Here is a 14,523-nt window from a genome sequence, read left to right on the forward strand (position 1 = left end):
GGTTTGCGGGGCGCAAGTGTCGGGAAATCGACAAAGCGCCGAAGCAATCTCGTCGGCTTCGGGTCCGCCCCGCCGAAATCGGCCGGGGCAGGTGTACGCGGGTTGCGGGTGATGCGACGATGGGACACATGGGGGACGTTGCACGGCTGCTGACCGGCCGTCCGATCCGACGCGCCCCCTGGGGGTGCCTCCGGCCGAAGGCCGGGGGACGGTCCCCCCGGTCCGCGACCGGGGAAGGATGCCGCGACACTCTGGGGGAGCGGGAGTCGGCATGAGGCTGATCGGCAAGAACGGGGCGGGAACGGGACCGGCGACCACCGAGGTGGACACCGAGGCCTGGGCGGAGAGCCCCGAGCGGAACCCGGGTGCCCTGCCCGCCCAGCGCACCAGCGGCCTGACGGAACGCCGGCCGGAGTCCGGCTACGGCCCGGACAGCCTGGTGCACGTCCCCACCAGCCGGTTCACCGCCGGGATCGGCCCGTACGGGGCGCTCGCCGAGCAGGCCGACCAGGGGGAGGGCGCCGGCGACCGGGCCGGCTTCGACACCGCGAGCTTCGAGAGCGCGCTGGCCGCCCGCGAGCAGGCCGCGCTGGAGTCCCGGCACCGGCAGGCCGCCGACGCCGGCGACCCGGACGCCGCCGGCCGCCTCGGCACCCTGCTGCTGCGCCGCGGCGACCTGGAGGACGCCGAGCCGTACCTGCGCGCCGCCGCCGCGGCGGGGCTGCGCTCGGCCGCCAACAACCTCGGCGTGCTGCTGCACCAGCAGGGCCACCGGGCCGAGGCGGCCCAGTGGTGGCGGCAGGCGGCGGTGGCCGGCAGCGCGCCCGCCGCGCACGCGCTCGGCCTGCAACTGCGCGACCAGGGCGAGGAGGAGGCGGCCGAGTACTGGCTGCACTTCGCCGCCGACCACGGGCACCCGCTGGGCGCCTACGCACTGGGCGACCTGATGGAGCACCGCCGCGACGTGCGCGCCGAGCGGTGGTTCAAGGTGTCCGCCGACGCCGGCCACCGCGAGGCCGCCTACCGGCTGGCCCGGATGCGGGAGGCCGCCGGGGACAAGGAGACCGCGGAGGCCTGGTACCGGATCGCGGCCGCCCGCAGCCACGCCCGGGCGGCGCTGCGCCTCGGCGTGCTGCTGGAGGAGCGGGCCGGCGGGGACCACGCGCTGCTGGAGGAGGCCGCCCGCTGGTACCGGCAGTCGGCGCAGAACGGCGAACCGCGGGCCGCGTGCGCGCTGGGCTTCCTGCTGCGCGACTCCGGGGAGCTCGGCGCGGCCGCCGACTGGTGGCAGGAGGCGGCCGAGGCGGGGGACGGCAACGCCGCCAACGCGCTCGGGGCGCTGCACGCCTCGCGCGGCGAGGCCGCCGCGGCGGAGCGCTGGTACCGCAGCGCCCTGGAGGCCGGGGACCAGAACGGCGCCTTCAACCTGGGGCTGCTGTGCGCCGGTGCGGGCCGCGACCAGCAGGCCGAGCAGTGGTACCGCCGGGCCGCGTACGCCGGGCACCGGGAGGCGTGCAACGCGCTGGCCGTGGTGCTGCTGCAGCGCGGCGACGAGTCGGGCGCCGAACCGTGGTTCTCCAAGGCCGCCGAGGCGGGCAGCGTGGACGGCGCGTTCAACCTGGGCGTGCTGCACGCCGGGCGCGGTGAGCAGCAGCAGGCCCAGGAGTGGTACGCGCGGGCCGCCGCGGAGGGGCACGGCGAGGCGGCGCTGCAGCTGGCGGTGGTGCAGGAGCAGCGCGGCAACCTCGCCGGCGCGCTGGAGCGCTACCGGCAGGCGGCGGCGGGCGGGTCGGCGGAGGGGTCGTTCCGGCTGGCCTCGGTGCTGGACCGGCGCGGCGACTCGGACGCGGAGGCCGAGCACTGGTACGCGGTGGCGGCCGACGCCGGGCACCGGCGGGCGCAGGTGCGGATGGGCGTCCGGGCGGCCGAGCGGGGGGCCCTGGAGATCGCCGAGAGCTGGTACCGGCGGGCGGCGGAGGCGGGCAGCCGCAGCGCCGCGTTCAACCTGGGGCTGCTGCTGGCCCGGCAGGACAGCGAGGCCGAGGCGATGCTCTGGTACACCCGGGCGGCGGACGCCGGGCACGGGCGGGCGGCGCTGCGGCTCGCGCTGCTGGCGTTGCGCCGGGGGGAGCCGGTGCAGGCGGAGAACTGGTGCCGGCGGGCGGCGGACTACGGCCCGGCGGAGGTGGCCGAGCGGGCGGGCCGGCTGCTGGGCGCGCTGCACGCGGAACTGAGCGCGTAGCGGGTCGGACGTCGGGGCGCGGACGCCGGGGTGCGGACGTCGGTCGGCGCGGACGTCGGGGCCAGGACCTCGCGGGTCACGGGGCGCCGGCCGTGCGGTGGGGGCGCGGGGTGGCGCGCGCCCGTCCGGTCACGGCCGGTTCGTACAGTCCGGGCAGAGGCCGCGGTAGGTGATCTCGGCACCGGAGACGGTGAAGCCGAAGCGCTCGGAGGCGGGCAGCGCGGCCAGCGGGTCGCCCATCGGGTGGACGTCGCGGATGGCGCCGCACCCGGAGCAGACCAGGTGCTGGTGGGCGTGGTGGGCGTTGGGGTCGTACCGCTTGGCGCGGCCGTCGGTGGCGACCTCCAACACCTCGCCGAGGCAGACGAGTTCGCCCAGCGTGTTGTAGACGGTCGCCCGGCTTATCTCGGGCAGCCGCTCCACGGCGCGGGCGTGCACCTCGTCGGCGGTGAGGTGCACGTGTTCTCCGTCGAGGACCTCGGCCACGACCCGGCGCTGCGAGGTCAGCCGCCATCCACGTCCGCGAAGCCGTTCCAGCAGGTCACTCATGGGTACAGGGTAAGTGACCTCCTGGACTGGTTCCAGTCTTGACTTGGACAAAGTCCAAGTTAGGATCGAGTCATAACGACCGGATCACGCGGAGGCACCCTCTTATGACTACCCAGGACGAGCTGCGCCCCACCCTCACCACGGAGGCGGGTGCCCCCGTCGCCGACAACCAGAACACCGAGACCGCCGGTGTCGGCGGTCCGGCGTTGATCCAGGACCAGCAGCTGTTCGAGAAGCTCGCGCACTTCAACCGGGAGCGCATCCCGGAGCGCGTGGTGCACGCCCGCGGCGCGGCCGCCTACGGCACCTTCACGGTGACCGCCGACGTGACCGGCTACACCCGGGCCGCGTTCCTCGCCGAGGTCGGCAAGCAGACCGAGACCTTCCTGCGGTTCTCCACCGTGGCCGGCAACCTCGGCTCGGCCGACGCCGTGCGCGACCCGCGCGGCTTCGCGCTGAAGTTCTACACCGAGGAGGGCAACTACGACCTCGTCGGCAACAACACCCCGGTGTTCTTCATCAAGGACGCCACCAAGTTCCCGGACTTCATCCACACCCAGAAGCGCGACCCGTACACCGGCTCCCAGGAGGCGGACAACGTCTGGGACTTCTGGGGCCTGTCGCCCGAGGCCACCCACCAGGTGACCTGGCTGTTCGGCGACCGCGGCATCCCGGCCTCCTACCGGCACCTCGACGGCTTCGGCTCGCACACCTACCAGTGGCAGAACGAGGCCGGCGAGTACTTCTGGGTCAAGTACCACTTCAAGACCGACCAGGGCATCAAGAACCTTACGTCCGAGGAGGCGGCCAAGCTCGCGGGCGAGGACCCGGACAGCCACCAGCGCGACCTGCGCGAGGCCATCGAGCGCGGCGAGTACCCCACCTGGACGGTCAGCGTCCAGATCATGCCGGCGGCCGACGCGGCGGACTACCGCTTCAACCCCTTCGACCTCACCAAGGTCTGGCCGCACGCCGACTACCCGCTGGTCGAGTTCGGCAAGCTGGAGCTCAACCGCAACCCCGACAACGTCTTCGCCGAGGTCGAGCAGTCGATCTTCTCGCCGTCGCACTTCGTGCCCGGCATCGGCCCGTCCCCCGACAAGATGCTGCAGGGCCGCCTCTTCGCCTACGCGGACGCCCACCGCTACCGCGTCGGCATCAATGCCGACCACCTGCCGGTCAACCGCCCGCACGCCACCGAGGCGCTCAACAACAGCCGCGACGGCCACCTTTACGACGGCCGCCACGGCCGCCGGAAGAACTACGAGCCGAACAGCTTCGGCGGTCCGGTGCAGACCGGCCGCCCGCTCTGGGCGCCGACCCCCGTCAGCGGTGCCACCGGCACCTACGACGCCCACTCGCACGCCGAGGACAACGACTTCGTGCAGGCGGGCAACCTCTACCGGCTGATCGGCGAGGACGAGAAGCAGCGGCTGATCGCCAACCTGGCCGGCTTCATCGCCAAGGTCTCGGCCGACCGCGACGACATCGTCGAGCGCGCGGTCGAGAACTTCCGCAAGGCCGACGCCGACTACGGTCAGCGCCTTGAGGCCGCGGTGCGGGAGCTGCGCAAGCAGAAGTGACGTCGCGCCCCCGATGAGCAGCGGGCCCGTCCCGACCGGAGCACCGGTCGGAACGGGCCCGCACCCATGTCAGGGGGGACCGCCGGGGATCACACGCTCAGCCGGCGCAGGGTCTCCTCGTGCAGCAGGCCGTTGGAGGCGACCGCGTCGGCGCCGCCCGGGCCGGGGACGCCGTCCAGGCCGGTGAAGCGGCCGCCGGCCTCCTCGACGATGATGCAGTTGGCCGCCATGTCCCACAGCGACAGCTCCGGCTCGGCCGCGATGTCCACCGCGCCCTCGGCGACCATCATGTACGACCAGAAGTCGCCGTAGGCACGGGTGCGCCAGCAGGCCCGGGTGAGGTCGAGGAACGGGTCGAGGCGGCCCCGCTCCTCCCAGCCGGAGAGCGAGGAGTAGGAGAAGGAGGCGTCCGCCATCCGCGAGACGCCGGAGACCTGGATCCGGCTCGCCTTGGCCAGGCTGCGGCCGGCGTACGCGCCGAGGTCCTTGGCGGCCCACCAGCGGCGGTTCAGCGCGGGGGCCGAGACCATGCCGACGACCGGCCGCTCGACGCCGTCCGGGCCGTCCTCCAGCAGGGCGATCAGGGTGGCCCAGACCGGCACGCCGCGGATGTAGTTCTTGGTGCCGTCGATCGGGTCGATCACCCAGCGGCGCGGGCCCGAGCCCTGGAGGCCGAACTCCTCGCCGAGCACCGCGTCGCGCGGACGGGCCCGCTGGAGGACGCTGCGCACCAGCTCCTCGGCGGCTTTGTCGGCGTCGCTGACGGGGGTGAGGTCGGGCTTGGTCTCGACCCGCAGGTCGAGTGCGCGGAAGCGCTCCAGGGTGACCGAGTCGGCCGAGTCGGCGAGGACGTGGGCGAGTCGGAGGTCGTCGTGGTAGTCGGCCATGTCCGAAACCCTAGCGAGCCCACCCCGATCGGGACAGTCGGGCTCGCGGACCGGGCGGTCGCGGCCGGTCGGGCGCCAGCCCTCCGGAGCAGGTGGGGGGCACGCCGCCGGCCCCGAGCCCTACGGCACGCGTCGGCCCCGAGGGCCCCGGCCGTGCACCGGGCCCGCTCCGAGCCACTCGGCACCCGCCCGCCCCGCCGACCCCGGTCGTGCACCGGACCCGCTCCGAGCCCTACGGCACCCGCCCGCCCCGCCGACCCCGGCCGTGCACCGAACCCGCCCCGAGCCGAAGGGCCGCGCCGGTGCCGAAAGGAAGAGCGCGAGGAGGCCGCGAGGAACGAGCGGCATCGGAGCGCCGACCGTCGGCACCGGATCAAAGCGGCCCGGAGGCGAGCGGGCGAAGAATCAGTGCGCGGAGCCGCTGAGCTGGAGGCCGATCACTCCGGCGATCACCAGGGAGATGGAGACCAGCTTGAGCACCGAGGTGGTCTCGTCCAGGAAGAGCATGCCGTAGATCGCGGTGCCGGCCGCGCCGATGCCGGTCCACACCGCGTACGCGGGGCCGACCGGGAGGGTCTTCAGGGAGATGGTGAGCAGGCCGAAGCTGCCGAGGGCGAAGACGCAGAAGCTGATGGTGGGCCAGAGCTTGGTGAAGCCTTCACTGAGCTTGAGGTTGATCGCGAAGCCGGTCTCCAGGAGGCCGGCGAGGATCACCAGGGCCCATGCCATCGCGTGCTCTCCCTGTCGATCGGCGGACCGGACCGTGATCCGGCCCGACTTTCCTATGATCACCAGGCGGAGGCGCTCCGACACCTCGAACGCGCGAAAACACCGGACTCAGCGGGCCCCGCGGCCCTCCGCAGAGCCTCACTCGTCCTCGCGGGCCTCCTTGCTGGCCAGCAGACGGCGCAGCGAGTAGAGCCGGGCCTGCTCGGCGTGGCCCTCGGCGACCCAGGCGTCCAGCGCACAGTCCGGCTCGTCGTGGCTGCACGCACGCGGGCACTCGGCGGTGCCGGGCTCCAGGTCGGGGAAGGCCAGGATGACCCGCGACGGGTCGATGTGCGAGAGGCCGAAGGACCGGAAACCCGGGGTGTCGATCACCCAGCCGGGGTCGAGGGCCTTCTTCGAGCCCGGCTTGGCGCCGGGCGGCGGAGGCAGCCGCAGCGCGAGGGCCGAGACGGTGGTGTGCCGGCCCCGGCCGGTCACCGCGTTGACCCGGCCGGTGCTCCGCTGGTGCTGCGGGACGAGGGCGTTGACCAGCGTGGTCTTCCCGACGCCGGAATGGCCGATGAACACCGTGCGCAGGCCGCGCAGCCGCTCCCGGACGGTCTCGGCACCGGTGGTCGCCAGCTCGTCCCGGCGGGTCACCACGTACTGGATGCCGAGCGGGGCGTAGGCGTCCAGCAGCGGTTCCGCCGGGCCCAGGTCGGCCTTGGTGAGGACGAGCAGCGGCTCCATCCCCGCGTCGTACGCGGCGACCAGGCAGCGGTCGATCAGCCGGGGCCGGGGCTCCGGGTCGGCCAGCGCGGTGACGATGGCGAGCTGCTCGGCGTTGGCGACGACGATCCGCTCGTACGGGTCGTCGTCGTCCGCGGTACGCCGCAGGACCGAACTGCGCTCCTCGACCCGGACGATCCGGGCCAGCGTGTCGGCGTCGCCGGAGAGGTCGCCGACCAGGGAGACGTTGTCGCCGACGACGACCCCCTTGCGGCCCAGCTCGCGGGCCTTCATCGCGACGATCTCGCGCTCCTGCTTGGTGCCCGGGTCGATCAGACAGGTCAGCCGGCCGCGGTCGACGGTGAGCACCATCGCCTCGGCGGCGTCCTCGTGCTTGGGCCGGATCCGGGTCCGCGGCCGGGAACCCTTCCGTCCCGGACGGTTGCGGATGTCGTCCTCGTCGGCGTCCTTGCCGTAACGGCGCATGTCCTCAGTCTCCCGCTCAGCCGCCCGCCACCGCTCCCGTGAGCAGCTCGTCCCACATCGCGGGGAAGTCCGGCAGGGTCTTGGCGGTGGTGGCCACGTTCTCCACCAGGACGCCGGGGACGGCCAGGCCGATCACCGCGGCGGCGGTGGCCAGACGGTGGTCCTCGTACGTGTGGAAGACGCCGCCGCCCAGCTTGCGGGGGCGGATCCGCAGACCGTCCTCGGTCTCGCTGACGTCGCCGCCGAGGTCGTTGATCTCCTTGGCGAGCGCGGCCAGCCGGTCCGTCTCGTGCAGGCGCAGGTGGGCGATGCCGTAGAGGTGAGACTCCGAGTCGGCGAGGGCGGCGACGGCGGCGATCACCGGGGTGAGCTCGCCGACGTCGTGCAGGTCGGCCTCGATGCCGTGGATCCGGCCGGTGCCGGTGAACTGGAGGCCCTCGTCCGTGAACTCGCAGCTGCCGCCCATCCGGGTGTAGATGTCGCGCAGCTGGTCGCCCGGCTGGGTGGTGTGCCGCGGCCAGTCGCGGACGGTCACCCGGCCGCCGGTGACCAGGGCGGCGGCGAAGAACGGCGCGGCGTTCGACAGGTCGGGCTCGACCACCATGTCGCGGCCGATCAGGGCGCCCGGCGTGACCCGCCAGACGTCCTTCTCGCCACCGTCCTCGGGGGCGTCGACCTGCACGCCCGCCAGCCGGAGCATCTCGACGGTCATCCGGATGTGCGGCAGCGACGGGACCGGGCCGCCGACGTGCCGGACCTCGACGCCCTGGTTGTAGCGGGCACCGGAGAGCAGCAGGGCGGAGACGAACTGCGAGGAGGACGAGGCGTCGAGCTCGACCGGCCCGCCCTCCAGCGCGCCCGTGCCGTGCACGGTGAGCGGGAAGGCGCCGCGGCCGCCGTCGTCGATCCGGGCGCCGAGCGCGCGCAGGGCGTTGATCACGCCGTGCTGGGGACGCTCGTGGCTGCGCGGGTCGCCGTCGAAGTGGACCGGGCCGTCGGCGAGGACGGCGAGCGGGGGAAGGAAGCGCATGACCGTGCCGGCGTTGCCGACGTCGACGGAGGCCGGGCCGCGCAGGGCGGGGGCGGGGATGACCCGCCAGGCCTCGCCGCCGCCGGTGCCGCCGGAGTCGTTGTTGACCTGCTCCTCGATGCCGACACCGAGCGCGCGCAGGCCGTCGGCCATCAGCTGGGAGTCCCGGCTGCGCAGCGGACGGCGCACCCAGCCGGGCTCGTCCGCCAGTGCCGCCAGCACCAGGGCCCGGTTGGTGACCGACTTGGAGCCGGGGATGGTGACGGTGGCGTCAACGGGGCTGGTCGCGACGGGGGCGGGCCACAGGGTCTCGGTCATGGGGCAAGTTTAGGGGCCGTACCGAAACAGTCTCTGCCGTGCTGTCGCCCGCTCGCCTCCGGGCCGCTTTGATCCGGTGCCGACGGTCGGCGCTCCGATGCCGCTCGTTCCTCGCGGCCTCCTCGCGCTCTCCCTTTCGGCACCGGCGCGGCCCTTCGGCTCGGGGCGGGTTCGGCGCATGGCCCGGGTTGGCGGGGCGGGCGGGTGCCGTAGGGCCCGGAGCGGGTCCGGTGCACGACCGGGGCCGGCGGGGTGGGCGGGTGCCGAGTGGCTCGGGGCGGGGCCGGTGTGTCGGTGGGGTGAGCGGGTGCCCTGCCGGCTCTGGCGAGCGGGCGCCGGGCAGCGTTTACGGCAGGGCCGGGGTTCGTGGGGCCCCGCCGTGTGCCCTGCCGGCCCTGGCGGGCGGGTGCCGTGCGGCGGCTCAGAGGGGGCGGAGCAGCCAGGTGGTGCCGAGGGCGAGGGCGGCGAGGGCGGTGACCAGGAAGAGCGTGATCCAGGCGAGGCCGGGGACGCCGGTGAGCCGGGCCAGCTGGTCGGCGTCGGAGTCGGTGGCCTGGCCCCGGCGGCGCTGGTGCTGGAGTTCGAGGACCGGGCGGACGGCGCCGAACAGCAGGAACCAGCTGCCCAGGTAGGCGAAGCCGGCCTGGACCTCGGGGCTGCCGAACCAGGAGACCAGGAAGAACGCGGCGCCGGTGACCAGCACGCTCAGGAAGCCGAAGGCGTTGCGGATGCGCACCAGCAGGGCGAGCAGCAGCGCGATGGCGAGCCAGAGCAGCAGCGTGATCCGGTCGGCGGCGAGCAGGGCGGCGCAGCCGAGGCCGAGCAGGGCGGGGGCGGTGTAGCCGGCGGCGGCGGTGAGGACCATGCCGGGGCCGGTGGGGCGGCCGTAGGAGAGGGTGAGGCCGGAGGTGTCGGAGTGCAGCCTGATGCCGGCCAGCCTGCGGTTCGTGGCGACGGCGGCGAGGCCGTGGCCGCCCTCGTGCGCGATGGTCACCGCGTTGCGGGCTATCCGCCAGACCGGGCGGGCGAGGACGGCGAGCAGGGCGGCGGCGCCGGTGGCGAGGGCGAGCCAGCCGGGCGGGGCGGGCTGGGTGCCGGTGACGGCGCTCCACAGTTCGTCGATGGTCCTGGCGTCCATGGGTCTCCTCCGCCTCGGTTCGGCCGTCCCGGGGTGGCAGCCTGCCATGCGGGGGGACGGCCCGGCAGGGGCGGGTGGTTCTGCGGCGGGTGTGAGGAGGGGGTGAGAATCCCGGCGGCGGTCGTGGTCGTGGCAAGCTGACGCCATGTGCGGTCGCTTCGCTTCGAGCACCAGGCCCGAGGACATCGTCGAGCTGTTCGGCGTCCGGCAGTGGGATCCGGCGGAGACGCTGGCCCCGAGCTGGAACGTCGCACCCACGCAGAGCGCCTTCGTGGTGCTGGAGCGGGTGCCGAAGGGGGAGCGGGCTCCGGTGCGGCAGCTGCGGGTGCTGCGCTGGGGGCTGGTGCCGCAGTGGGCGAAGTCGCCGGAGACGGCGGTGAAGATGATCAACGCCCGGTCGGACACGGTGCACGAGAAGCCCTCGTACCGGCAGGCCTTCACGTCCCGGCGGTGCATCCTGCCGGTGGACGGCTACTACGAGTGGCAGACGCTGCCGGGCGAGCGGGGCAAGGCGAGGAAGAAGCCCTTCTTCGTCTCCCGGGTGGACAGGGCGCCGCTGGCACTGGCCGGGCTGTACGAGTTCTGGCGGAACCGGGCGGTGCCGTCGGACCACCCGGAGGGCTGGCTGGTGACCTTCACCGTCGTGACCACCGACGCGGAGGAGCTGCTGGCGCCGATCCACGAGCGGATGCCGCTCTTCCTCGATCCGGGGTCGTTCGACGAGTGGCTGGACCCGGGGCTGAGCGACCCGGAGGAGCTGCGGCGGCTGCTGATACCCCCGCCGCCCGGGGCGTTGCGGGCCACCCCGGTGTCGCCGGCGGTCGGCAGCATCCGCAACGACGAGCCCGGGCTGACCGAGCCGTACACCGAGGTCGAGTACGAGACCACGCTCTTCTGACCCCCCGTCCTCCCGTACCGTCCTCCCGTTCCCAGCCAGCTCACCCACCCACCCGCACCGGAGCCGCCGTGACCCAGGAAGCCGTGACGAGGGAACTCGTCCCCACCACCGCCGGGGACGCCCGGATCACCCTGCACCGGGCGGCCGTGCCCCGGGCGGTGCTGGCGCTGGGGCACGGCGCCGGCGGCGGGGTCGAGGCGCGGGACCTGGTGGCGCTGGCCGGGGCGCTGCCCGCGCGGGGGATCTCGGTGGCGCTGGTCGAGCAGCCCTGGCGGGTGGCCGGGAAGCGGGTCGCCCCCGCGCCGAGGACGCTGGACGCGGGGTGGACGCCGGTGGCCGAGCGGCTGGCCGGCGCCGGGTTGCCGCTGGTGGTGGGCGGGCGCAGCGCCGGGGCCCGGGTGGCGTGCCGGACGGGTGCGGAGACCGGGGCGGCCGGGGTGGTGGCGCTGGCGTTCCCGCTGCACCCGCCGGGCCGGCCGGAGCGGAGCCGGGCGGAGGAGCTGCTGGGGTCGGGCCTGCCGACGCTGGTGGTGCAGGGCGGGGCGGACCCGTTCGGTGGGCCGGCGGAGTTCCCGGAGCTGCCGGGGACGCACGAGCTGGTGGCGCTGGAGTACGGCAACCACGGTTTCGAGGTGCCGAAGCGGGCGCCGGTGGGCCAGGGCGAGGTGCTGGAGCTGATCGTCTCGGCGGTGGGCGACTGGGTGCTGCGGCTGCTCTGAGGGGCGTTCCGGCGCTCCGTGCGCGGGCTGTCGCCGTCCGTTCACCCGTTCGAGCGAACTGCGGGCGGGGGGCGGGAATGCGGGAGTGATTCCAGTGGTTGACACCCTCGTCAGCTTGAGTCCCGATGGAAGGCAGGGCAGATGGGTTCGATCGCGTGCCCCGAGCGGCCGGACGAGCGCGAGGCCGCGGCGGCGTTCGCCCCCTCCTGGTCGGAGTGGATTGCCGCGGGCGAGAAGCCCGTCAGCCCGATATCCTCCATTTCGGGGCGGCCCGCCGTGGGCCGTGTCCGTCATGCCGAGGAGGTGGGTCCGGTCGTCGGGACCGAGCACGAGGCCGAGCCGGGCGGGGGCCCGGAGGAGGGCCTGCCCACGGGTGCGGCGCTCACCGGTGAGGAGCTGGCCGAGGCGATCGGCGAGGACACCTTCCGGGTGTCGGCGGAGGAGAGCGAGGAGGCCCGGCGGGAGCGCTTCGAGCGCGACGCCCTGGGCTACCTGGATCCGATGTACTCGGCGGCGCTGCGGATGACCCGCAACCCGGCGGACGCGGAGGACCTGCTCCAGGAGGCGTTCGCCAAGGCGTACGCGTCGTTCCACCAGTTCCGCGAGGGCACCAACCTCAAGGCCTGGCTGTACCGCATCCTCACCAACACGTTCATCAACTCGTACCGCAAGAAGCAGCGGGAGCCCCAGCGCACCGCCGCCGAGGAGATCGAGGACTGGCAGCTGGCCAGGGCCGAGTCGCACATGTCGACCGGCCTTCGCTCGGCGGAGACCCAGGCCCTGGACCACCTCCCGGACAGCGACGTCAAGGACGCCCTCCAGGCCATCCCGGAGGAGTTCCGTATCGCCGTCTATCTCGCGGACGTAGAGGGCTTTGCGTACAAGGAGATCGCGGACATCATGGGTACTCCCATCGGTACGGTGATGTCCCGGCTGCACCGCGGCCGCCGTCAGCTGCGCGGCATGCTGGAGGATTACGCCCGTGAGCGCGGGCTGGTCCCGGCCGGCAGTGGGGCAGGGCAGGAAGCGAAGGGCTCGGGCTCATGAGCTGCGGCGATCCGCACGACACCGAGTGTGGCGAGGTCCTCGACCACCTCTACGAATTCCTCGACAACGAGATGGCCGAGGGCGACTGCGCCAAGCTGCGCGAGCACTTCGACGAATGCTCGCCGTGCCTGAAGCAGTACGGGCTGGAGCAGGCGATCAAGGCACTGATCAAGCGTTCCTGCGGCTGCGACGACACCCCGGCCGATCTGCGGGGCAAGGTGCTGGCCAGGATCGACTCGATCCGGGCCGGGCAGCGCTCGGGCGAGACGGTGGTGGTCGCCGTCGAGACCACGGTCGAGGTGCACGCCGAGGTGGCGGGACCGGCCCGGTCCTCCGGGGAGGCGGCGGACGAGCCGTCCGCCCGTTCCGGTGCCCCGGTCGAGGCGGGGGCCCAGGCGGAGTGAGCGGAGGCCCGCCGGTAGCGGCGGGCGAGGAGTGACCTGTGCGCCGAACGGCGTGCGCGGGGCGGCCCCGGGAGCGAGTGCTCCCGGGGCCGCCCTCTTTCCGCTCGTGTGCGCCGTCACTCGTTCGAGTGACTTGGGGGTGTGCCAGCTGCGGCATTCCGCGATCATGCGTCCCCGCAGCGGAACAGCGCCCTATCCTCCTGACGGGCGCTCACCGCCGGTTGGCCCGGCGCGCCGGGCGCCGCGCGGGCCAGGACGGCGGGGAGGTCGAGATCGCTACCGACAGTGGAGACGCGGACCTGCCGGAGGGCGCCGCGCGCTACCTCGTGGCCGTCCCGGTGGCGGCGCTCTGCTGCCTGCTGCCGCTGCTGCCCGTACCGGGCCCGACGCAGCCGCCGCACTGGCTCGGTGCTCCGGTGGACTGGCCCAAGGTCGGGCTGCTGGCCTTCCTGCACGGGTGCTGGGAGTCGCTCGCGCAGGGGCTGCCCACGCCGTGCCTGCGGCTGGTCCGGATGGCGCTGCGGCGTCCGCCGGTGCGGCTCCGGGTGCCGGCCCGGCCCAGTGTCAACGCCTTCTTCCCGGTGCTGTTCGCCGGGGTGCTGATGCTGCCGCCGGCCGCCGCCGCGCTGGTGGCGGCACCGGCCGCGCTGGTCGGCGCCGCCGAACCGGTCTGCCGGCGGCGGCAGCTCTGGAACGGGTCCCAGCTCGCGCTCTCCGCCTTCGCCGCCTCGGTGGTCTTCCACCTGCTGGCCGGTCCGCAGCTGCTGCTCGGCTCCCGCTTCCCCGCCGCGCTGCTCCCCGGGTTCGCCGCCCTCGGCGCGTTCTGCCTGGTCAACGGGGTTCTGGTGGGCGGCATGCTGGTGCTGGCGGAGGGCCGCCGGGCGACCGTGCTGCTGCGCGGGCCGGCCGCCGCGGTCGGGCTGCCGGTGCTGGTGCACGCGGCCGGCGGGCTGATGGTCGCCGTCCTGTGGCAGGGCCCGTACGGTGCGTTCGCGGCGCTGCTGGCCCTGCTGCCGCTGACCATCTCCGCCTGGGTGTTCGCCCAGGGGCACCGGGAGCGCGACGCCCACCAGGCCACCGTCCAGGCGCTGGTGCAGGCGGTGGAGATCAAGGACGCCTACACCCGGGGGCACAGCGAACGGGTCGGCAAGGCGGCCGTCCTGATCGCCGGCCAGCTCGGCATGGAGTCCGAGCGGCTGCGCACCCTGCGGTACGCGGGTGTCCTGCACGACGTCGGCAAGCTGGGCGTCGCCACCGAGCTGTTGCGCAGAAACGGTCCCCTCAGCGACGCCGAGCGGCGGGCCGTCGAGGTGCACCCGGTGCACGGGTACGAGCTGGTGCGCGGGATCGCCTTCCTGGGCGAGGCGCACGCCGGGATCCTGCACCACCACGAGCGGATGGACGGACGGGGCTACCCGAGCGGACTGGCCGGCGGCCAGATCCCGGAGTTCGCAAGGATCATCTCGGTCGCGGACGCCTTCGACTCGATGACCTCGACCCGCTCCTACCGGCGCGGCCGGCCGGTCGCCGAGGCGGTGGCGGAGCTGGAGCGCTGCTCGGGCAGCCAGTTCGACCCGGTGATGGTGCGGGCGCTGGTCTCCGCGCTGGCCGTGCACGACTGGCAGCCGGTGCTGCCGCCGCCCGTCGACTGCATCCGGGCGGTGCCGGACATCCCGCTCGGCGTGCCCGAACCGGCCCGGGCGGCCCCGCGCGGGGTCCCCGCCCAGGGCGGCACCGTGCCGACGGCCGGGCCGTCGTGAGCGCGGGGGCCGACCGGGGCAGGCC

Annotated in this window: 13 protein-coding genes; 7 read left to right on the top strand and 6 right to left on the bottom strand. The window is 74.3% G+C overall.

Features of this window, described 5'->3' with window-relative positions:
- Nucleotides 1-271 precede the first annotated feature (271 nt).
- Nucleotides 272-2,242, top strand: a complete 1,971-nt coding sequence (locus OG550_RS23160) for a tetratricopeptide repeat protein (protein ID WP_327680495.1) — start codon at nt 272-274, stop codon at nt 2,240-2,242.
- A gap of 129 nt (nt 2,243-2,371) precedes the next feature.
- Here the strand turns inward: OG550_RS23160 and OG550_RS23165 are convergent, their stop codons facing one another.
- Complete coding sequence (locus OG550_RS23165) at nt 2,372-2,791, bottom strand: Fur family transcriptional regulator (protein ID WP_327680497.1); 420 nt, start codon at nt 2,789-2,791, stop codon at nt 2,372-2,374.
- A gap of 104 nt (nt 2,792-2,895) precedes the next feature.
- Between OG550_RS23165 and OG550_RS23170 the strand changes: the two genes are divergently transcribed.
- Nucleotides 2,896-4,374 (top strand): catalase, encoded by a 1,479-nt coding sequence (locus tag OG550_RS23170; protein WP_327680499.1) that lies wholly within the window; start codon nt 2,896-2,898, stop codon nt 4,372-4,374.
- Between the two features lie 89 nt (nt 4,375-4,463).
- Here OG550_RS23170 and hisN read toward each other — a convergent pair whose 3' ends face one another.
- The 5 genes from hisN to OG550_RS23195 form a co-directional block, all read right to left on the bottom strand.
- Nucleotides 4,464-5,261, bottom strand: a complete 798-nt coding sequence (gene hisN / locus OG550_RS23175) for a histidinol-phosphatase (RefSeq protein WP_327680501.1) — start codon at nt 5,259-5,261, stop codon at nt 4,464-4,466.
- 405 nt (nt 5,262-5,666) lie between these two features.
- Nucleotides 5,667-5,990, bottom strand: coding sequence for a DMT family transporter (locus OG550_RS23180; protein WP_327680503.1), 324 nt, complete (start codon nt 5,988-5,990; stop codon nt 5,667-5,669).
- Nucleotides 5,991-6,128: 138 nt separating this feature from the next.
- Nucleotides 6,129-7,184, bottom strand: a complete 1,056-nt coding sequence (gene rsgA / locus OG550_RS23185) for a ribosome small subunit-dependent GTPase A (protein WP_327680504.1) — start codon at nt 7,182-7,184, stop codon at nt 6,129-6,131.
- Nucleotides 7,185-7,200: 16 nt separating this feature from the next.
- On the bottom strand, nt 7,201-8,532 hold the full coding sequence (aroA, locus tag OG550_RS23190; RefSeq protein ID WP_327680506.1) for a 3-phosphoshikimate 1-carboxyvinyltransferase: 1,332 nt from the start codon (nt 8,530-8,532) through the stop codon (nt 7,201-7,203).
- A gap of 421 nt (nt 8,533-8,953) precedes the next feature.
- On the bottom strand, nt 8,954-9,670 hold the full coding sequence (locus tag OG550_RS23195; RefSeq protein WP_327680508.1) for a M50 family metallopeptidase: 717 nt from the start codon (nt 9,668-9,670) through the stop codon (nt 8,954-8,956).
- A gap of 145 nt (nt 9,671-9,815) precedes the next feature.
- Here OG550_RS23195 and OG550_RS23200 point away from each other — a divergent pair, with 145 nt between their 5' ends.
- From OG550_RS23200 to OG550_RS23220, 5 genes are all read left to right on the top strand, one after another.
- Nucleotides 9,816-10,568: an SOS response-associated peptidase gene (locus tag OG550_RS23200; RefSeq protein ID WP_327680510.1), complete on the top strand. Its 753-nt coding sequence runs from the start codon at nt 9,816-9,818 to the stop codon at nt 10,566-10,568.
- A 68-nt stretch (nt 10,569-10,636) separates the two neighbouring features.
- Nucleotides 10,637-11,287, top strand: a complete 651-nt coding sequence (locus OG550_RS23205; protein ID WP_327680512.1) for an alpha/beta hydrolase family protein — start codon at nt 10,637-10,639, stop codon at nt 11,285-11,287.
- Between the two features lie 303 nt (nt 11,288-11,590).
- Nucleotides 11,591-12,334 carry a sigma-70 family RNA polymerase sigma factor gene (locus OG550_RS23210; protein WP_442906169.1) on the top strand — a complete coding sequence of 248 codons (744 nt, stop codon included), beginning with the start codon at nt 11,591-11,593 and terminating at the stop codon, nt 12,332-12,334.
- Nucleotides 12,331-12,738: a mycothiol system anti-sigma-R factor gene (rsrA, locus tag OG550_RS23215; RefSeq protein ID WP_327680514.1), complete on the top strand. Its 408-nt coding sequence runs from the start codon at nt 12,331-12,333 to the stop codon at nt 12,736-12,738. Before OG550_RS23210 ends, rsrA begins: the two co-directional genes overlap by 4 nt.
- A 299-nt stretch (nt 12,739-13,037) precedes the next feature.
- A complete protein-coding gene (locus OG550_RS23220) occupies nt 13,038-14,498 on the top strand; it encodes an HD-GYP domain-containing protein (protein ID WP_442906170.1) in 1,461 nt (486 codons plus the stop codon).
- Nucleotides 14,499-14,523: the final 25 nt, after the last annotated feature.

Source organism: Kitasatospora sp. NBC_00458 (assembly GCF_036013975.1).
Lineage (GTDB): Bacteria > Actinomycetota > Actinomycetes > Streptomycetales > Streptomycetaceae > Kitasatospora.

What these genes read in the sequence shown, in the direction of transcription:
- OG550_RS23160 (WP_327680495.1), top strand. Translation starts at nt 272, where the DNA reads ATGAGGCTGATCGGCAAGAACGGGGCGGGAACGGGACCGGCGACCACC.
- OG550_RS23165 (WP_327680497.1), bottom strand. Translation starts at nt 2,791, where the DNA reads ATGAGTGACCTGCTGGAACGGCTTCGCGGACGTGGATGGCGGCTGACC.
- OG550_RS23170 (WP_327680499.1), top strand. Translation starts at nt 2,896, where the DNA reads ATGACTACCCAGGACGAGCTGCGCCCCACCCTCACCACGGAGGCGGGT.
- hisN (WP_327680501.1), bottom strand. Translation starts at nt 5,261, where the DNA reads ATGGCCGACTACCACGACGACCTCCGACTCGCCCACGTCCTCGCCGAC.
- OG550_RS23180 (WP_327680503.1), bottom strand. Translation starts at nt 5,990, where the DNA reads ATGGCATGGGCCCTGGTGATCCTCGCCGGCCTCCTGGAGACCGGCTTC.
- rsgA (WP_327680504.1), bottom strand. Translation starts at nt 7,184, where the DNA reads ATGCGCCGTTACGGCAAGGACGCCGACGAGGACGACATCCGCAACCGT.
- aroA (WP_327680506.1), bottom strand. Translation starts at nt 8,532, where the DNA reads ATGACCGAGACCCTGTGGCCCGCCCCCGTCGCGACCAGCCCCGTTGAC.
- OG550_RS23195 (WP_327680508.1), bottom strand. Translation starts at nt 9,670, where the DNA reads ATGGACGCCAGGACCATCGACGAACTGTGGAGCGCCGTCACCGGCACC.
- OG550_RS23200 (WP_327680510.1), top strand. Translation starts at nt 9,816, where the DNA reads ATGTGCGGTCGCTTCGCTTCGAGCACCAGGCCCGAGGACATCGTCGAG.
- rsrA (WP_327680514.1), top strand. Translation starts at nt 12,331, where the DNA reads ATGAGCTGCGGCGATCCGCACGACACCGAGTGTGGCGAGGTCCTCGAC.